General features: G+C 69.9%; 4 protein-coding genes. All 4 read right to left on the bottom strand.

The window, feature by feature from the left end; all coding sequences use genetic code 11:
• Positions 1-65: 65 nt before the first annotated feature.
• The 4 genes from ABR738_RS30390 to ABR738_RS30375 all read right to left on the bottom strand — a co-directional run bounded on the left by ABR738_RS30390 (position 66) and on the right by ABR738_RS30375 (position 20,911).
• Positions 66-5,723 (bottom strand): non-ribosomal peptide synthetase, encoded by a 5,658-nt coding sequence (locus ABR738_RS30390; protein ID WP_350233134.1) that lies wholly within the window; start codon positions 5,721-5,723, stop codon positions 66-68.
• Positions 5,723-10,381, bottom strand: coding sequence for a non-ribosomal peptide synthetase (locus tag ABR738_RS30385; RefSeq protein ID WP_350233133.1), 4,659 nt, complete (start codon positions 10,379-10,381; stop codon positions 5,723-5,725). The genes ABR738_RS30390 and ABR738_RS30385 overlap by 1 nt, the downstream gene beginning before the upstream one ends.
• A 50-nt stretch (positions 10,382-10,431) precedes the next feature.
• Positions 10,432-18,687 carry a non-ribosomal peptide synthetase gene (locus tag ABR738_RS30380; RefSeq protein WP_350233132.1) on the bottom strand — a complete coding sequence of 2,752 codons (8,256 nt, stop codon included), beginning with the start codon at positions 18,685-18,687 and terminating at the stop codon, positions 10,432-10,434.
• A gap of 883 nt (positions 18,688-19,570) precedes the next feature.
• A complete protein-coding gene (locus tag ABR738_RS30375) occupies positions 19,571-20,911 on the bottom strand; it encodes a class I SAM-dependent RNA methyltransferase (protein WP_350233131.1) in 1,341 nt (446 codons plus the stop codon).
• Positions 20,912-20,921 lie beyond the last annotated feature (10 nt).

Raw genomic sequence — 20,921 nt, 5'->3', positions numbered from 1 at the left:
CCGAAGGGGAGGGGACTGGCCCTGCCCCCTCCAACACCCCTAACGCACCTGCTCGCTCGGGCGGTTCAGTGCGTCGGGGCGGCCACTGCCGGGCGCGCGCCGGTTGCGCGAACCCGTCCCATGCGCGGCGCGACAAGCCGCGCGATCTGCTCCGCCGGACCTGGATCCATCATGTGGGCGTGTTCGCAGTCCACCTCGACGATCTCGGTCCGGCCTGCCACGAATTCCCTCCACGCCTCGGGCACCACGGCCTCCAGGCGCTTACGGGTGGCCAGTACCAGCAGCAGGTCCGAGCGCAGCACTTCCGGCCGCCGCTCCGTCGCCAGCCAGGCGTTGTTGACGCTCACCTCCAGCGCGGCGGCCCGGTGCTCGCGGCTCAGGTGACGCAGCTCGCTGCTGCCCTCCCCGTACCAATCGACGATCTGGGCGCGCATCTGGTCCGGCGTCGGCTCAGTGGGCGCGTCCTGCGGAAGGCCGTAGATCTTGCCGTATCCCTCGTACATTTGCGTGAGGATCTCGTCGTGTGTCCCGGTCCCCGGGCCGCCGGGTTCGGGCGGGGAGGTATCCAGCACCGCCAGCAGCCCGATCTCCTGCCCGTCCGCCTCCAGCGCGGTGGCCACGGCCTGCGCCATGATCCCGCCCAGCGACCAGCCCAGGATGTGGTACGGGCCATCGGGCTGCACCGCACGGATCTGCCGGGCGTAGTCCACGGCCAGTTCGGTCATGGACGTGGGCAGTGGCTCCACCCCGTCCAGTCCCCTGGCCTGGACCCCGTAGACCGGGTGGTCGGGGCTGAGCGCACTCAGCAGCGTCGAGTAGCGCCAGCTGAGACCTGCGATGGGGTGTACGCAGAACAGCGGGGCCGAGCTGCCGGAGGTGCGCAGCGGCAGGATCACGTCGAAGGCTCTGCTCCTGTCCCCGTCGAGGTGCTCGCACAGCCGGGCCGGGGTCGGCGCAGCGAAGATGTCCCGCAGCTCCAGCGGGCGGCCGAGCGCCTGTCCGATGCGGTGGACCAGCCGGGTGGCGAGCAGGGAGTGGCCGCCGAGCTCGAAGAAGCCGTCGTCCACGCCAACCCGCTCCACGCCGAGCGTCTCTGCGAACAGGCGGCAGACCAGGTCCTCCTGCGGTGAACCCGGCGCCCGGTACTCACCCGCGGCGAACTGTACGGGCGCCGGAAGCGCCCGGTGGTCCAGCTTGCCGTTGGGCGTCAGCGGCCATTGGTCCACCAGGACGAAGCCGCTCGGTACCATGTAGGCGGGCAGCCGTTCGGCGACCTCGGAGCGCAGCGCGCGCGGCGTCAACTCGGCCTGCCGGGCGTGGGGTTTCACGTACGCCACCAGGCGCTGATCGCCCGGCCGGTCCTCGCGGACCATCACTACGGCCCGCTCCACCCCCGCGCAGTCCGCGACCGCGGCCTCCACCTCGCCCAACTCCACGCGGAAGCCGCGGACCTTGACCTGGGTGTCCGCGCGGCCCCGGAACTGCAGCTGCCCGTCGGCGTTCCACACCGCCAGGTCACCGGTGCGGTACATCCGGGCGCCCGGGCCGCCGTACGGGTCGGCGACGAAGCGCTCCGCGGTCATGCCGGGATTGGCCAGGTAGCCGCGCGCCAGACCGCCGCCGGAAATGTACAACTCGCCCTCGGTGCCGGGCGGTACCGGCTGGAGCGCCTTGTCCAGGACGTACATCCTGTTGCCTTCGATCGGCCGGCCGATGACCGAAGCGGCGGCCGCGTCGGGGACCAGGCGCCGGGTGAAGCTCACGTCGCAGGTGGCCTCGGTGGGCCCGTACGCGTTGATCAACAGCCGGTCCCGGCCCCAGAACTCGGCCAGTTCCGGGGAGAGCGGCTCTCCGCCAGTGATCATCGTGCGGAAGTCGGGCAGCTCGGTCCGCGGTACCTCCGCGAGCGCCGAGGGGGCGATCAGCAGGTGGCTGACGCGCTGCTCAGCGAGGAACGCGGCGAGCTCGGGCCCGACCGGGGTATGCGCGGGTACGACCAGGCACGCGCCGGACAGCAGGGCCAGGCAGAACTCCGCGATCGACACGTCGAAACTGGGCGAGGCACACTGCAGCACCCGGCTCTCGGGTACCACCCCGTAGTGGGCCGACTGGTTGGCGGCCAGCGCGCCGATTCCGGCATGGCTGACCAGGACGCCCTTGGGGCGGCCGGTGGAGCCCGACGTGAAGACGACATAGGCCGGGTTGATGACCCGCAGCGGGGTGGTGCGGTCGGTGTCGCTCAGGTCCGTCCCGGGCAGCGCGGCCCGGTCGGCGGCGGTGGCCGCCCCGTCGACCAGCAGCGTGTCGAGGCCCTCGGCGCGTGGCAGCCGGTCCGCCAGTTCCTCGGTGGTCAGCAGCAGCACCGGCGCGCTGTCCGCCAGCATCGCGGACAGCCGCTCGGCCGGGTAGGCCGGGTCGAGCGGCAGGTACCCCGCACCGGCCTTCATGACGGCGAGCATGCCCTCCAGCATCAGCGCCGAGCGGGGCAGCGCCACTGCCACGTACATCTCGGGTCCGACGCCCCGGGCGACCAGCTGCCGGGCCAGGCGGTTGGCCCGCTCGTTGAGCTCGGCGTAGGTCACGGTGGTGTCCGCGCACGCCACCGCGGGCCGCTGCGGAGTACGCCGCACCTGCGCCTCGAACAGCTCGGGGAAGGTGCCCGCCCGCCCCACGGCAGCTGCGTCGGACCCGCTCTGCAGCAGCGTCCGGCGCTCTTGTGCCGAGAGGATCTCCAGTACGGAGACCGCGGTGCCGGGATCGGCGGTCGCGCTCTCCAGCAGCCTGGTCAGCCGCTCGGTCAGCCGCCGCACGGTGTCCGGCTCGAACAGTTCGGCGGCGTACTCCACCAGTCCGTCGATGCCGGCCGGGGCGCCTTCCTCGGTGTGGCTCTCGCCCATGTTGAAGGCAAGGTCCACCCGCGCGTTGCCGACCGCCTCGCCCTCGGCGGAGACCCGCAGCCCGGGCAGGTCCATCGAACCGCGCTCGTTGTTCTGGAAGACCAGGGTGACCTGGGTGAGCGGGGCGTGCGAGAGGGAGCGGCCGGGGTTGACGGCTTCCACGATCCGCTCGAACGGCAGGTCCTGGTTGGCGTAGGCGCCGAGGTCCGTCTCCCGCACCCGGGCGAGCAATTCGCGGAAGGTCGGGTCCCCCGACACGTCCGTACGCAGCACCAGGGTGTTGACGAAGAACCCGATGAGGTGGTCCAGCGCCTCGTCGGTGCGCCCCGCCAGCACGGCGCCGATCGGGATGTCGCTGCCCGCGCCCAGGCGCGAGAGCAATGCGGCCAGCGCCGCCTGGACGACCATGAACACCGTGACATCGGACTGCTTGGCCAGCTCGGCGATCCGCGCGTGCAGCGCGGCGTCCAGAGCGAAGCGCACACCGGCCCCGCGCTGATCGGCCACCGCCGGCCGCGGGCGGTCCAGAGGCAGCTGAAGCAGCTCCGCGACTCCCGCCAACTCATTGGTCCAGTACTCCACTTGGCGTGCCGCGACACTGCCGGGGGACGACTCGGCGCCCAGCAGCTCCTGCTGCCACAGCGCGTAGTCCGCGTACTGCACGGGCAGCGGCTGCCACTGCGGGGCCCGGCCCGCCGTGCGGGACCGGTACGCGGTGGACAGGTCGCGGGCCAACGGAGCCATCGACCAGCCGTCGCTGACGATGTGATGGGTGAGCAGGCAGAGCACGTGCTCACGCTCGGACACCTGGAAGAGCGTGGCCCGCAGAGGAACCTCGGTGGCCAGGTCGAAGGCGTAACCCCTCGCCCCTGCCAGTGCCCCCGGCAGGTCCTGCTCGCCCGCGAGCTCGACGAACTCCAGCCGTACGTCCGCCTCTTGGACGTCCAGGATGATCTGGCACGGCTGGCCGGCGAACTCGGCGAAGCGGGTGCGCAGCACCTCGTGCCGCTCCACGACGTCCGTGAGCGCGGCAGCCAGCGCGGCGCGGTCCAGGTCTCCGGAGAGCCGCAGCGGCAGCGGGTTGTTGTACGTCGCCCCGGGCCCGTTGAGCCGGAAGGCGAACCACAGGCCGCGCTGGGCGTAGGACATCGGCACCCGCTCGGGGCGTTCCACCGCCGCCAGCGGCGGCCGGGCCGTGTCCGCGTGTGCCAGCTGCACGGCGAGGCCGGCCACCGTCGGCGCCTCGAAGACCGCACGCACCGGCAGCTCGGCCCCGAAGGCGGCACGGACCTGGCTCAGCAGTCGGATCGCGGTGAGCGACTGACCGCCCAGGTCGAAGAAGCTCTCGTCCACCGAGCGGCAGGGCCGCCCCAGCACCTTCTCGAACAGCCCACAGAGGATCTCCTCGGTCGGCGTCTGCGGGGCCCTCGGGCCCCGGTGGGCCGGGCCGTCGCCCTGGGCGTGTGCCCCTGCGCCGTCCCCGGCCGGCGCGGTGTCCCGGCGGAACGCCGACGGCAGAGCGAACTCCACGCCTCCGGCGCTGCCGTCCGGAGCGGCCACGACCGCCTTCAGCACCTGGGTGAGCGCGGTCAGCACCGCCTCCGCCTCGTCCTCGTCAAGCAGGTCCGGCTGGTACTCCAGGTCGATCTGCAACCGTCGCCCGGCCAGCCCCGCGACGACGCGCAGCGGGTAGTGCGCGGCGTCGTGACCGCCGGCCACCGTTACCCGGACCCCGGCGTAGGACGGGCGGGCCGCGTCGTCGTCCGGGTAGTTCTCGAACACCACGAAGGTGTCGAAGAGGTCGCCGTGTCCGGCCATCCGTTGCAGCCGGCCCAGCCCCAGGTGGTGGTGCGGCAGCAGCGCCGCCTGTTCCCTGCGCAGCCGGTCGAGGTTCTTGAGCACCGACTCGGTGCGATCCAGCCGCACCCGTACCGGGATGGCGTTGATGAACATCCCGATCATCGTGGTGATGCCGGGGATCTCCGGCGGGCGGCCGGAGACCAGCGTGCCGAAGACCATGTCGTCCCGGTCGGTGAGCCGGGCCAGCACCAAGGACCACGCCATCTGGACGAGGTGGTTGGCCGTCAGACCGCGGTCGCGCACCAGCGCGTCCAGATCGGCGGCGAAATCGGCGGGCAGCGAGGTCTTCACGCGCGCGGGCATGCCCGGCACCCGCGACGGGTCGGCGGAGAACGCCAGCGTCGGCCCTGCCAGTCCGTCCAGGGCTTCCCGCCAGGCCGCCTCCGACCGCGCGTCGTCCTGCTGCGCCAGCCAGCCGAAGTAGCTGCGGTGCGGCACCGGCCGGGACAGCGCCGAGTCGTCACCCCCGCCCTCGTACAGCGTGAACAGCTCGCGGACCAGCACGGGGACCGACCAGCCGTCCAGCAGCATGTGGTGGCTGGTCATCACCAGCCGGTGCCGCTCGGCGCCCAGCCGTATGAGGGTGAAGCGCATCAGTGGCGGCCGGTCGAGCGAGAAGCGCCGTGTCCGGTCAGCGGCGAGCAGCTCCTCCTGGCGCGCCTGGGTGTCCGCGACGTCGCCCGCCGAGAGGTCGACCTCCTCCCACGGCAGCGGCACGTCGCGGTGGATCACCTGCATCGCCTGGCCGTTCTGTCGCTGCCGAAATCCGGCGCGCAGGTTGGGGTGGCGGCGGATGAGCACCTCGACGGCCGTCCTGAGGGTCTCCGTCCGCAGCGGTCCCTCCAGATCGAGGACCATCTGGGTGTTGTAGACGTCGACCGCGTCATCGTCGTAGAGGGAGTGGAAGAACATCCCCTCCTGGAGCGGGGTCAGCGGCAGAACGTCTTCGAGCGCGGCCCGGTTCATCAGAGCATCCTCAGTTCTGCTTCGAGTTCGTCGATCTCCGCCTGAGAGAGACCGAGGGCAAGGTCGGAAGGGCTGTGGCCACCGGTGCCGGCCTCCTGGGCGTGGGCGGTCAGGGCGTCAAGGGCGGTGAACCACAGGTCGGCGAGGTCCCGGACGTCCTCCTCGGGCAGGATCCCGCCCGCCCAGGACCACGTGACGCTCAGCCGGGGGCCATCGGCCAGGTCCTGGGTGAGTGCGTTGACCGCGAGAGGGTGCGCCAGCGGCATCCCGCTGTCCTGCGGTACGGGCGAGGGCAGGCCGCCGGCCATCGTCCACGGCCGGCCCCCACCGGCCGCCGTGTCCATCACCTCGAACCGCCCGAGATAGTTGAACGCCAGCTGCGGAGCCGGAAGCGCGGACAGTACGGGGCCCAGGCGCGGGTTGAGGTAACGCAGCATGCCGTAGCCCACGCCGTTGCCGGGAAGCGCCCGCAGCTGCTCCTTGATCAGCTTGAGGGACTCGCCGACCGCTGGACCGCCGGCCCGCACCTCGGCCCAGTCCGCGGCGGCCGGTTTCAGCCGTACCGGGTAGAGGCTGGTGAACCAGCCCGCTGTGCCGGACAGTTCGGCTCCCGGCAGGATGTCCTCGCGGCCGTGTCCCTCCAGGTCGACGAGCACGCCGTCGGCAGCCTCGCCGCGGCGTCGTCGCCACTCGCGCACCGCCAGGGCGAACGCGCTCAGCAGCACTTCGCCCACGTTGGCGTGGAACGCCGCGGGAACGGACGTCAGCAGCGGCTGCGTGCGCTCGGGAGGAAGACTCAGCTCCAGGTTCCGCACCGTCGCGGCGGTGTCCCGGCGGCGGTCCAACTCCCGCGCGCCCCAAGGAGCTTCAACACTCGACGTGCCGTCCGGGGCGCCGGCTGCCGCCCGCGTCCATACGTCCAGCCCGGCCTCCCACGCGGGCTCCCGCGCCGCCTCGGCGAGCCGCTGTGCCCACGACCTGAAGGAGGTGGCCACCGGCGTGAACTTCGGATCGCGCCCGGCGGACGCCGCCTCCCAGGCCACGCGCAGATCCGGTACCAGGATGTGCCAGGACACCCCGTCCACGGCCAGGTGGTGCGCCACGATGTGCAACAGCCCCAAAACCTCGGGCCCGGCGTCGTACCAGACCAGTTGGATCACCGAGCCGTTCTCCGGGGAGAGTCGCAGCCGTGCCCGCTCCCCCTCGTCGGCCATGACCGCGTCCCGCTCCCGCGACGGCAGGGCGGCGATGTCCACCCGGTGCAGCACCGCGGTGGCGGCCACCGCCCCGCGCTCCGCTACGACCGGCTGCCAGGACCCGTCCTCGGCGGTTGTCATGCGCAGCCGCAGCATGTCGTGGTGGTCCAGCCAGCTCTGCACCGCGGCAGTCAGCCGGTCCGGGGCCGCCCCGGCCGGAACCCGCACCGTCACCGACTGGTTGAAGCCCGACACCGGGCCGTCCAGCTCGTGCAGCCAGTGCATGATCGGCGTCAGCGGGAAGGCCCCCACGCCGTCGTCCGCGGTGGCCCAGCCGGAACCGGGCAGCTCGGCGGCCACATCGGCCAGCTCCGCGACCGTCCGGTGCAGGAAGATCTGCTGCACCGTCAGCGAAAGCCCGGCCTCGCGGGCCTGGGACACCACCCGCATCGAGCTGATGCTGTCACCACCCAGTTCGAAGAAGTTGTCGTCGATGGTGACGGTGTCGAGGCCGAGGATGCCGGCGTAGATCCCGGCCAGGGTCTCCTCCCGCGGGGTGCGGGGGGCGCGTCCGCCGGCGATGGACCCGGTGAAGACGGGAGCGGGAAGCGCCTTGCGGTCGATCTTGCCGTTGGGAGTCATCGGCCAGCGGTCGAGGACCACGACGGCGGCCGGAACCATGTAGTCGGGCAGCCCCTCGGCAAGGCGCGTGCGGAGGTCGGCAGGGTTGATCGCGGACCCGGCGGCGGTGACATACGCGACCAACTGCCGTTCTCGCGGCCCATCCTGGCGGACCATCGCCAGCGCTCCGGTGACCCCGGGGAGGTCTGCGAGCGCCGTTTCGAGCTCGCCGAGCTCGATGCGGAAGCCGCGGACCTTGACCTGGTTGTCGGTGCGGCCGAGGAATTCGAGTGTGCCGTGCGAGGTGTACCGGCCGAGGTCGCCGGTGCGGTAGAGGCGGCTGCCGGGCGGCCCGTAGGGGTTGGCCACGAAGCGCTCGGCGGTCAGCTCCGGGCGGCCCAGGTACCCGCGGGCCAGGCCAGGGCCCGTGCTGTAGAGCTCGCCCGCCACGCCTGGCGGCGCCGGGCGCAGTCGCTCGTCCAGCAGATAGACCTTGGCGTTGCTGATGGGTGTGCCCATCGGCGGCACAACGGCGCCGGTCAGGGGCCGGCTGACGGTCGAGCAGACGGTGGCCTCGGTCGGACCGTAGGCATTGACCATGCGTCGGCCCGCCGACCAGCGGCCGACCTGCTCGGGCGGGCAGGCCTCGCCCGCCACGATCAGCGTCATGTCCCGCGGGAGCGAGCCGGGAGGCAGCACACCGAGCACGGCCGGGGGAAGAGTTGCGTGAGTGACGCGCTGCTCGCAGAGCAAGGCGGTCAGCCCCCCGTCCGCGGCAAGGCGTGCCGACGGTGCGAGGACGAGGGCGGCGCCATGGGTGAGAGCCATGATCAGCTCCCAGGCGGCGGCGTCGAAGCTGAGCGCGGCGAACTGCAGAACCCGCGACCGGTCCGTCACGTCGAGGTGCGCGCCGTGTGCCGCGGAGAGCGAGGCGATACCGCTGTGGGTGACGATCACGCCCTTGGGGCGCCCAGTGGATCCCGAGGTGTAGATGACGTACGCGGGGTGGCGCAGATCCAGCGGAGCGAGCCGCTCCTCGTCGCTGATCGGCCCGTCCGCGAGGTCCCGGGTGGCGTCGTGGTCGTCCAGCAGCACCTTCGGGCACGCGGTGGCGGGCAGCTCCACACCTGACGTGGTGAGGACGCAGGCCGGGGCGGCGTCGGTGAGCATGTAGCCGATGCGGTCGGCCGGGTAGTCCGGATCGATCGGCAGGTACGCCCCGCCTGCCTTGTGGACGGCGATAGCGGCGACGACCAGCTCGGTCGAGCGCGGCACGGCCAGGGCCACCAGCCGCTCCGGCCCCACGCCCTGGGAGATGAGGTGGCGGGCCAACCGGTTGGCCCGTCGGTCCAGTTCGCCGTAGGAGAGGACCGCGCCCTCAAAGACCACGGCCTCCGCTTCCGGGGCACGGGCGACATGGGCCTCGAACAGCTCCGGCATCGTCAACGCCGGAACCTGCTGCTCCGTGGCATTGCGGCCGTCGAGCAGTTCGCGCCGTTCCTCGTCACCGAGGATCTCCGCACTGCCCACCGCCTGGTCGGGCTCCGCTACGACGGCCCGCATCATCCGGACCAGCCGCTGGGCCAGCGCCTCGGCACTCGCGGCCTCGAACAAGTCCGTGGCGTAGGTGAGTTGCCCGGCGAAGCCTGCCGGTTCACCGGCCGCCGAGTACCGCTCGGTGAGACCGAAGACCAACTCGGACTTGGCGGCGTCCAGTCCCACCGGCTGGGACTCCACTCGCAGCCCCGGCATGGCCGGAGCGTCCCCCGCGCTCTTTTCAAGGTTGAGGGAGACCTGGAAGAAGGGGGTGTGCGAGAGGGTATGAGTCACTCCCGCCGCGTGGACGACTCGCTCGAAGGGGATGTCCTGGTGGGCGTAGGCGTCCAGGTCGGCCTCCCGCACCCGGGAGAGCAGCTCGCGGAAGGTCGGGTCACCCGACACATCCGTACGCAGCACCAGCGTGTTGATGAAGAACCCGACCAGATCGTCCAACGCCTCATCCGAACGCCCCGCCACCGCGGTCCCGATCGGAATATCCGTACCCGCACCCAACCGTGACAGCAGCGCAGCAAGGCCGGCGTGCAGCACCATGAACACCGTGGCATCACTGGCACGCGCCAACTCCACGATCCGCGCATGGAGTTCAGAATTGAGCTCAAATCGCGCGACGGCGCCACGGTGGCTGGCGACGGCAGGCCGGGGACGATCCAGCGGAAGCTCCAACAACTCCGGAGAACTCGCCAACTCCTTCTGCCAGAAAGCCAGTTGTTCGGCGATCAGGCTGTCCGGGTCGTTCTCCTCGCCCAGTACGTCACGCTGCCACAGCGCATAATCGGCGTACTGCACCGGCAGCGCTTCCCAGCCAGGCGCCAGGCCACCCGCACGAGCCGTATAAGCAGCGGACAGATCCCTCGACAGCGGACCCATCGACCAGCCGTCACCGGCAATGTGGTGCAACAGAATCAACAGGACGTGTTCACGCTCGGACACCCGGAAAAGAGTGAACCGCAGCGGAACCCCACCAGCCAGATCGAACCCGAACGCCGCCGCCTCCGCCAACGCCGACTCCAACCGGCCCGACTCCCCCACCTCAACCAACTCGACCACAGGACGCGCCTGTTCACCGTCCAGCACCACCTGGAACGGCTCACCCGACTCCTCCACAAACCGCGTACGCAGCACCTCATGCCGCCCCACCACATCGACCAGCGCCGCCTCCAGAGCGCCATGGTCCAGCTCGCCGGACAGACGCAGAGCGATCGGAATGTTGTACGTCGGACTGGGGCCCTCCACCTGGAAGGCGAACCACAACCGCCGCTGTGCGAACGACAACGGGTACATGGCAGAGCTCCTCTAGAAACTGAAAGCGAGCGGCGCGGGGCAGGAGAAATTCAAGAACTGCGCATGGAACGGAGCGAAGGCCGGGCCCGGCGGGCCGTGCCGATCCGCTCGGCGAGTGCGGCGACGGTTGGTGCTTCGAAGACCGCGCGGATGGAGAGCTCCGCGTCCAGAGCGGTGCGGATACGACTGGTCAGCCGGGTCACCAGCAGTGAATGCCCGCCCAGTTCGAAGAAGTTGTCGTCGATGGTGACCGACTCCACACCGAGCGTCTCAGCGAAGACACCCGCCAGGATCTCCTCACGAGGCGTACGCGGAGCACGCCCGGCATCACCAGCACCGACGAAGCCCGGCGCGGGCAGCGCCCTGCGATCGATCTTCCCGTTCGGAGTCATCGGCCATCGCTCGAGAACGACGAACGCGGCCGGAACCATATAACCAGGCAGAACCGCCGCGAGACGGGCACGGAGGTCAGCGGACTGGGGAGCAGACCCCTCAACGGTCACATACCCCACCAACCGCTCACCGACAACGCCGTCTTGACGGACCATCACCAAAGCATCGGCCACACCCGCCACGTCGGTCAGCGCGGCCTCGATCTCACCGAGCTCGATACGAAAACCCCGGACCTTGACCTGATTGTCCGTCCGGCCCAGATACTCCAGACTCCCATCAACACCCCGACGCACCAGGTCACCCGTCCGGTACAACCGGCCACCGGGCGGACCGAACGGATCCGCGACAAACCGCTCCGCCGTCAGCTCCGGACGCCCCAAATAACCACGAGCCAGACCAGGACCAGCCACATACAACTCACCCGCCACACCCGCCGGCACCGGACGCAACCCACCATCGAGCACATACAACCGCCCGTTCACCACCGGGCCACCGATCGGCGGAGTCCCCTCCCCACCCAACGGCCCACTCATCGCGGCAACGACCGTCGCCTCGGTCGGACCGTACGAATTGATCATCCGATGACGACCCGACCAACGAGCAGCCAGATCATTACCGATCTTGTCCGCACCCGTGGCCAACGTCCGCAAATGCGGCAGCTCAACCTCGGGCAGAGTAGCCAGCGCGGCCGGCAGCATCAGCGTGTGACTGATCCGCTCCTCCACCAAAACCCGCGCCAGCTCCTCGCCCACCAACTGCTTCCCATCCGGCACCACCAGCGCGGCACCATTGGTCAGCGCCATCACCGCCTCCAGCACCGAAGCATCAAAACTCGGCGAAGCAAGCTGCAACACCCGACTGCCCCGATCCAGCAGATACCGCTCCGCCACACTCACCGACAGATCACCCAAACCACGGTGCGTCACCACAACACCCTTCGGGCGCCCAGTGGAACCAGAGGTGTAAATGACATACGCCGGGTGGTGAACATCGAGCGGAACAACACGCTCACCGTCCGTCACCACCGTGTCCGCCAGCTCCGCCAGCCGCGACACCACCCCCACCTCATCCAGCACAACCAGCGGACAGGACACCACCGGCAGATCACCGGCCACCCCCGACTCCGTCACCACACAGACCGGCCGGGAATCCGCCAGCATGTACGCGATCCGGTCCGCCGGATGAGCCGGGTCAACCGGAACATAAGCACCGCCCGCCTTCTGCACCGCGAGCGCCGCCACGACCATATCCGCGGACTTCGGCAACACCAGCGCCACCACCCGCTCCGGACCGACACCACCCTCAATCAACAACCGGGCCAACCGGTTCGCACACTGATCCAACTCCCGATACGTGAACGTACGCCCACCGTGCACCAACGCCGGAGCCTCCGGCGCAGCCACCACCCACGCCTCAACAAGCTCAGGCATCGTACGAACCACACCACCCCGAGCCGTATCGTTCCAACCCGAGAGCAACAACTCCCGCTCCCCGCCGGAAAGAATCTCCAACTCCCCCACACGCACCCCCGCATCGGCGACCACGGCCTCCAACAGCCGCACCAACCGATCCCCCAACACCTGCGCCGTCTCCTGATCGAACAAATCAGTGGCGTACTGCACCTCACCACCAATACCCGCCGGAGCACCCCACGACGTACGACGTTCACGCAACGTGAAGGTCAGATCAACCTTGGCCACCCCCGTGTCCAGATCACTGACAGACACCTCCAGCCCCGGCATCACAAACCCGCCCTCATCGGCGCTCTGCAACGACAACATCGTCTGGAACAACGGCCCATGAGACAACGAACGCGCCGGATTCACCGCCTCAACAACCCGCTCGAAGGGGATGTCCTGATGGGCATAAGCCCCCAGATCCGTCTCCCGCACCCGGGAGAGCAGCTCACGGAAAGTCGGGTCACCCGACACATCCGTACGCAACACCAGCGTGTTGATGAAGAACCCGACCAGATCGTCCAACGCCTCATCCGAACGCCCCGCCACCGCGGTCCCGATCGGAATATCCGTACCCGCACCCAACCGTGACAGCAGCGCAGCAAGCCCGGCCTGCAACACCATGAACACCGTCACGTTGCTCGACCGCGCCAACTCCGCGACTCCGCCGTGGAGTTCCGTATCGAGCTCGAACCGTGCGACGCCGCCGGAGTAGCTGGCCACGGCCGGGCGGGGACGATCCAGCGGAAGCTCGAGCAGCTCCGGAGCACCACTGAGTTCCTTGCGCCAGAAGGCCAACTGCTCAGAGAACAGGCTGCCCGAATCGCCCTCGTCGCCCAGCACGTCACGCTGCCACAGCGCATAATCGGCGTACTGCACCGGCAACGCTTCCCACACAGGCGCCAGCCCACCCGCACGAGCCGTATAAGCAGCGGACAGATCCCTCGACAGCGGACCCATCGACCAGCCGTCACCGGCAATGTGGTGCAACAGAATCAACAGGACGTGCTCACGCTCGGACACCCGGAAAAGAGTGAACCGCAGCGGAACCCCACCAGCCAGATCAAACCCGAACGCCGCCGCCTCCGCCAACGCCGACTCCAACCGGCCAGACTCCCCCGCCTCCACCAACTCGACCACAGGACGCGCCTGTTCACCGTCCAGCACCACCTGGAACGGCTCACCCGACTCCTCCACGAACCGCGTACGCAGCACCTCATGCCGCCCCACCACATCACCCAGCGCCGCCTCCAGAGCGCCATGGTCCAGCTCGCCGGACAGACGCAGAGAAGTCGCGATGTTGTAGGTCGGGCTGGGGCCCTCCATCTTGTGCTGGAACCAGAGTCTTTGCTGCGCACCGGAGAGCGGCAGGCGCTCGGGACGTGCGTCCGCCACCAGGGGCGGGCGGGCCGCACCCGCGTCGGCCAGACGTGCGGCGAGTTCGGCGACAGTCGGTGCCTCGAAGACCGCGCGGATCGAGAGCTCCGCGTCCAGAGCGGCTCGGATACGACTGGTCAGCCGGGTCACCAGCAGCGAATGCCCGCCCAGTTCGAAGAAGTTGTCGTCCACGCCCACCCGTGACAAGCCCAGGATCTCCGCGAAGGCGCCGCACAGGATCTCCTCGTAGGCGGTGCGCGGCGCACGGTCCGAACCGCCGGCCGCGGCACCGTAGTCGGGCGCGGGCAGCGCCTTGCGGTCGAGCTTGCGGTTCGCCGTCAGCGGGAGGTCGTCGAGCAGTACGAAGACCGAGGGCACCATGTAGTCGGGCAGCTGCCCGGCCGCATAGCTGCGCAGCTCGGCGGAGTCCGGGTGCTGCCCCGGCGCGGGAACCGCGTAGCCGACCAGCCGCTTGTCGCCGGGCTGGTCCTCGCGGACGATCACGGCCACTTGGGCCAGCTTCGGGTGCGCTCCGATGACGCCCTCGATCTCTCCCAGTTCGATGCGGAAGCCACGCAGCTTGATCTGGTCGTCGACGCGCGCGATGAACTCCATCTGACCGTCCGCCCGCCACCGCGCCAGGTCGCCCGAGCGGTACATCCGGCTGCCTGCCGGGCCGTAGGGGTTGGCGACGAACCGGCCCGACGTCAGGTCAGGGCGTCGGTGGTAGCCGCGGGTCACCAGGTCACCAGCGATGTACACCTCGCCGGTGCTGCCGGTGGGCACCGGGCGCAGCTGGGCGTCCAGCACGAACATCTGGGTGTTCCAGATCGGCCGGCCGATGGTGACCACGCCCGCCGGGACACTCTCACCAGGCTCGATGCGGTACTCCGAGCAGCCGACGGTGGTCTCCGTCGGGCCGTACTCGTTGATGACGGTCGCACCGGGGTGGCGGCTGCGCCACTCGTCCAGGACCTCGCCCATCAGCGACTCGCCGCCGAGGACCAGCTGCTCCGCCGGCGAGTACTGCGCGGGCAGTTCGATGAGCAGCGGCAGATGGCTCGGGGTGGCCTTGACGAAGGTGGGCCGCTGCCGTCCGTCCGCCGCCCGGGCCTGGCCGTTCAGCTCGACCAGTTCCACGCAGCCGCCGGAGGTCAGTGGCGCGAACAGGCCGGTGGCGGTGAGGTCGAAGGCGACGGGCGAGTGGACCAGGGCCCGTCCGGCCACACCCGGGTACGCCGTGCGGGTCCAGCTGAGGTAGGCGTCCAGCGAGCGGTGTTGCACAGTGACGCCCTTGGGGCGGCCGGTGGATCCCGAGGTGAAGATGACGAAGACGGCGTTGTCCGGGTGGAGGGGAGCGATGCGGTCGGCATCGGTGAGGTCCGAGCCGTCCTGTCCGGTCAGCATCGCGGCGACCTCAAGGCCGTCCAGGCGCAGCGACGGGCAGGGCGCAGCGACGTGGTCGAGCACGTCCTGGGCCGTGACGACCAGTACGGGCGCCACGTCCTCCAGCATGAAGCCCAGTCGGTCCGCAGGGTAGGACGGGTCCAGCGGCAGGTACGCGCCACCGGCCTTTACGATGGCCAGCAGGGTGACCACCAGGTCAACCGAGCGGGGCAACGCCACCGCGACGTAGGACTCCGGGCCGACGCCTCGCTCCACCAGGAGCCGCGCCAGCCGGTTGGCGCGCTCGTTGAGTTCGGCGTAGGTCAGGCTGACGTCGTCGTGCACGACGGCGGGAGCACCGGGCACGCGTCGTGCCTGCTCCTCGATGAGGACAGGCAGGGTCTTCCCCGAGACCTCGTGCGGACGGCCCTGCCACTCTTCCAGCGCCTGCCGCCGCTCCTGCTCCGTCAGGATCTCCAACCGGTTCATGGGCACGTCCGGTTGGGAGGCGCACTCGGCCAGCAGCCGCACCAGCCGGGCGGTCAGAGCGTCGACGGTGGCCTTGTCGAACAGATCGGTGGAGTACTCCAGCATGCCGTCGATGCCTGCGGGAGTGCCGTCCCGCGCTGTCTTCTCCTTCGTGTGGAAGGAGAGGTCGAACTGTGCGATGCCCTTGTGGACGTCCTGCGCCGCCACCTCGAGGCCGGGCAGGACCATGCTGTCCTCAGGGGTGTTCTGCGAGGTCAACATGGTCTGGAAGAGAGGGGCGTGGGAGAGCGACCGGGTCGGGTTGACGGCCTCGACGATTCGCTCGAACGGGATGTCCTGGTGGGCGTAGGCGTCCAGGTCGGCCTCCCGCACCCGGGAGAGCAGCTCGCGGAAGGTCGGGTCACCCGACACATCCGTACGCAACACCAGCGTGTTGATGAAGAACCCGACCAGATCGTCCAACGCCTCATCCGAACGCCCCGCCACCGCGGTCCCGATCGGAATATCCGTACCCGCACCCAGCCGCGACAGCAGCGCCGCAAGCCCGGCCTGCAACACCATGAACACCGTGGCATCACACGCACGCGCCAACTCCACCATCCGCGCATGGAGTTCAGCGTCCAGTACGAAGTTCTCGGTGGCACCGCGATAACTGGCAACGGCCGGCCTAGGCCGGTCCAACGGAAGCTCCAACAACTCCGGAGCACCACTGAGTTCCTTCTGCCAGAAAGCCAGCTGTTCGGCGATCAGACTGTCCGGGTCGTTCTCCTCGCCCAGCACGTCACGCTGCCACAGCGCATAATCGGCATACTGCACCGGCAGCGCTTCCCAGGCAGGCGCCAGCCCACCCGCACGAGCCGTATAAGCAGCGGACAGATCCCGGGTGAGCGGGCCGCGGGACCAGCCATCGGTGATGATGTGGTGCAGCAGGACGAGCAGGACGTGCGCGCCCGCGCCGACTCCGTACAGGACTGCCTTCAGCGGTACTCCGGCGGTGAGGTCGAAGCCGCGCCCCGCCTGCGCGAACAGCGCCTGTTCAAGCTGTTCGGTTCCGTCCAGCTCGATGAACTCCACTGTCGGGACCGCTTGTTCGGCGGGCAGGATCACCTGGTGGGGTTCGCCGTCGTGGTCGGCGAAGCAGGTACGCAGCGCCTCGTGCCGGGCCACCACGTCGCCCAGCGCAGCCTCCAGCGCGGTGCGGTCCAGCTCACCGGTCAAGCGCACGGCGATCGGGATGTTGTAGGTCGGGCTGGGACCCTCCATCCGATAGAGGAACCACAGGCGCTGCTGGGCGAGGGAGAGCGGGATCCTGGCCGGACGCTTCATCGGTGCCAGCGCGGCATGTGCCGCGCCGGCACCCGCCAGGAGTGCCGCGAGCTCGGCGACGGTGGGTGCCTTGAACACCGCGCCCATCGGCAGCCCGGCGTCCAGAGTCGCGCGAATCCGGCTGGTCAGCCGGTTGGCCAGCAGGGAATGGCCGCCCAGCTCGAAGAAGTTGTCATCGACGCCGACCGACTCCAGGCCCAACACCTCAGCGGTCAGCCGGCACAGGATCTCCTCTGTCGGAGTGCTCGGGCCGCTGCCGAAACCGGTGCTGTACTCCGGAGCGGGCAGGGCATTGCGGTCCACCTTCGCGTTCGGCGTCAGCGGCCACTCCTTGATCACGACGAAGGCCGACGGCACCATGTACCAGGGCACCGTCTCCTCGGCGTGGGCCCGCATCGTCGCGGCGTCCGGGTCGGCGGCGCCCTCCGTGGTGCTCACGTAGGCCACGATCCGCTGGTCGCCGGGGCGGTCCTCGCGGACCAGCACCACCGCGCGGGAGACCTGCTCGTGCCGGGTCAGCACGGCCTCGATCTCGCCCGGTTCGACCCGGAAGCCGCGGACCTTGACCTGGTGGTCGGCGCGGCCGCGGAACACCAGCTGCCCGTCCTCCGTCCAATGGGCCAGGTCGCCGGAGCGGTACATCCGGCCGCCCGGCGCCCCGAACGGGTCGGCGACGAACCGCTCGCTGGACAGCCCGGGCTGCCTGAAGTAGCCCCGCGCGAGCCCGGGGCCCGCGATGTAGAGCTCGCCGGTGACGCCCGGTGCCACGGGGCGCAGCCAGTCGTCCAGGACGTAGCCGCGCATGTTGTCCATCAGACGGCCCAGGGGCAGCACGCCGTCCGGGGTCGGCAGGCCCGGCGGCAGCCGGAACTGTGCCATGTTCACGGTGATCTCGGACGGTCCGTAGACGTTGATGACGGTGGCCTGTGGGTGGCGGCGGCGCCACTCGTCCAAGGCGGCACCCAGCAGCGCCTCGCCCCCGAGCATCAGCTCACCGGTGGGCGAGTAGCCGTCCGGAAGCAGGTTGAGCATCGGCAGATGACTGGGGGTGGCCTTCATGAAGGTGCAGGAGACAGTGTCGGCGTACGCGTCTTCCTCCAGCGCGGCGGCCAGCACCCGCCCGCCGGACACCAACGGCCCCCACAGCTCCGAGACGGTCATGTCGAAGGAGACCGGCGAGTGCCACAGCGAGGTGCCGCCCGGCCCCATGCTCGGGTAGTCCTTGCGGGCCCAAGCCAGATAGTCGGCCAGCGCCCGGTGCTCGATCACCACAGCTTTGGGGGTGCCGGTGGAGCCGGAAGTGTAGGTGATGTAGGCCGGGTTGGCCATCCGCAACGGCTCGGTGCGCTCGGCGTCGGTCACGTCCCTGTCCGACAGGCCAAGCAGCGCTTCGCCCACCGCCGGGTCGTCCAGCGGCACGAGGCGGTCGGCGAGCCCTTCCGCGGCGGGGGAACCCGCGGTGGAAAGCAGGCAGGTGGGATCGGAGTGGGAGAGCATGTAGGCGATGCGCTCGGCCGGGTAGTCGACGTCCACCGGCAGATAGGCGGCACCGGTCTTGGTCACTGCCACCAGCGACACGATCTGCTCCAGCGAGCGGGGCATCAGCACACCCACGACCTGCTCCGGTCCGGCACCGCGCGCCACCAGCAGCCGGGCCAACCGGTTGGCCCGCTCGTTCAGTTCGCGGTAGCTGAGCGTCCGGTCGCGGAAGGTCGCCGCGGGGGCGTCGGGAGTGCGGCGCACCTGGGCCTCGAAGAGTTCGGGCAGCTTCGAGTCGGGTGCAGGACACAGCCGTCCCTGCCACCGCGCCGGAACACTCGCGAACAGCTCCTCCCCGGCACCGGACTCCACCGCACCCGCAGTCTGCGAACCGCTCATCTTCCGAAACTCCTCGTGGCCCGACGAAGGGCGTGTGCTCTCGACTTGGCGACGTGTGTGAGGGCGTGCGACTCGGGCAAACGCGCATGACACTCGTGAATCGACGGTACGCACGGCCGATTTCGCTGCGTTATTGAAGCAATTTCGCAGGTGAGCAGAGGCCTGACAGCACAGGCCTGACAGCCGATAACGAACGCTGAACCGCCGTGCTGTGCGTGCCGGCCACGCCACCTGGATGGCCGAGACATGAGGATCGCCCGGCTACAGGGCCCGTCTCGGCGGATCGCTTCCCGTCAGCGAACTCCACGGAACGGGCGACGGTTTCCAGGGGTGCTGGGTGACTGGCCGCGATACCCGTGGAGTGGAGCAGCGGAGTCAGTTCGCTGGGCGGCAGATCGCCTTGCAGCTTGGCGAGCGGGTCGGCGATCGCGCCGTCTCGGCGATTACGCCGTCGAACCCCGGGACCGAGTCGCCACCCGCGCTGAGCCTCGCGCCGTAGGCGTCGCCCCAGTAGCAGGGCGCCAGTTCTGCATCGGGGAAGCACGCGGTCAAACCCGGGGCATTGTGCTGTCTGTCAGCAGGAGAATCTCTGCTGAGACGCATGAGCACGTGCAACTCGTTGCTACGCGCGTGATGCAGAGCGCACCTGGGTGGACGCACAGTGCCGCATACGACGCCCACTGGGGATCCGGACTCCAGCATCAAGAACGACAGCTGAGGAGCCCGTCGTCTTCCACGTCTCGCATCCGTCTATGGCCTTGGCGAACCCAAGCGCGCGCCCTTACCCTCCCTTCCCTGGAGGTCTGATGAGCGTCACGAGCGTCATTTCGGCGTCAAGATATCGCCCATGACGCCCGCACCGCACACCACCCGAACCCGCAGGTCAGGCAGCCTTTGCGATGGGTTCAAGGATCGCCACGCACTCAACATGGTGCGTCATCGGGAACAGATCGAACGCCCGCAGCGTCCGCGGCTTGTAGCCCGCTTCGGCGAAGTACGCCAGGTCGCGGGCCAGGGCGGCCGGGTCGCAGGCTACGTAGGCGATGCGGCGGGCGCCCAGGGCTGCCAGGTGCTTGACCGTCTGCTTGCCGGCGCCCGCGCGGGGCGGGTCCAGGACGATCAGGTCCGCCTCGGTGATCTTCGTGCGGGGCAGGACCTGCTCGACCTTGCCCTGCTCGATGCGGACCCGTGGCAGGTCGGCCAGGTTGTGACGGGCGTCCTCCACCGCGCGCTTGGAGGACTCGATGCCGAGCACCGCGCCACTCTCGCCGACCCGTTCCGCGATCGCGCCCGCGAAGAGGCCGACGCCGCAGTACAGGTCGAGCGCCATCTCGCCCTTGCGTGGCATCAGGCCCTGCATGACCGCCTTCACCAGCGTGTCGGGGGCCTGCGGGTGGACCTGCCAGAAGCCGCCCATGCCGACGCGATAGGTGCGGCCGTCGGCGCGCTCGCGGACGAAGGCGCGGCCGTGGACACGGTGGACTCCGCCGTCCTTCTCCTCGATGCGCAGGACCGAGACCGGCTTGTCGAGTTCCACCAGGGGCAGGCGCCCGCCGGGGTTCGGGGTCAGGACGACCTGGCGGTCGTGCGAGCCCGAGGAGGCGATCGCCTCGACCGACGCCAGCTGCGGCCACTCCCGCTTCTCGACGCCCAGTTCGCTCACGCCCGGCGCCGCGATCATGCAGTGGTCGATGACCTCGACGTCGTGCGAGCGGTGCTTGCGCAGGCCCGCGTGGCCCTCGTCGTCGACGGCGTACTGCACGCGCGTGCGCCACGCCGGGACCTGGCCGGCCGGGAGTTTGTCGCCCTCGGCCGGCACGACCGTGCCGTCCCAGCCCGCGTCCTCGGGCGTGAGGCCCGCCAGACGCTGAAGCTGCTCGGCGATGACCTCGCCCTTCAGGCGGCGCTGTGCGCCGGGCTTGGCGTGCTGCCAGTCGCAGCCGCCGCACTTGCCGGGCCCGGCGAAGGGGCAGGGGGCCTCGACCCGGTCCTTGGACGCCTCGATGATCCGGACCGCGTCCGCGCGCAGGAAGCGCGAGTCCTCCTCGCCCTCCGTGACCCGGGCCACGATCTTCTCGCCGGGCAGGGTGTGGCGTACGAACAGGACGCGGCCCTCGGCGGTGCGCGCGATGCAGTGGCCACCGTGCGCGACGGGGCCGACCTCGACCTCGTACTCCTCCCCGACCAGCGACGACGGTGAGGGCTCGGGTGCGTTCTGCTGCATGGGCGGGTGA

The organism is Streptomyces sp. Edi4 (assembly GCF_040253615.1).
Lineage (GTDB): Bacteria > Actinomycetota > Actinomycetes > Streptomycetales > Streptomycetaceae > Streptomyces.
Note: the sequence above shows the minus strand (reverse complement) of the source record. Positions and strands in the feature narration are given on the sequence as shown.

Bases quoted from the DNA above. Each gene is read 5' to 3' on its own strand.
- ABR738_RS30390 (WP_350233134.1), bottom strand. From the start codon at position 5,723: ATGAACCGGGCCGCGCTCGAAGACGTTCTGCCGCTGACCCCGCTCCAG.
- ABR738_RS30385 (WP_350233133.1), bottom strand. From the start codon at position 10,381: ATGTACCCGTTGTCGTTCGCACAGCGGCGGTTGTGGTTCGCCTTCCAG.
- ABR738_RS30380 (WP_350233132.1), bottom strand. From the start codon at position 18,687: ATGAGCGGTTCGCAGACTGCGGGTGCGGTGGAGTCCGGTGCCGGGGAG.
- ABR738_RS30375 (WP_350233131.1), bottom strand. From the start codon at position 20,911: ATGCAGCAGAACGCACCCGAGCCCTCACCGTCGTCGCTGGTCGGGGAG.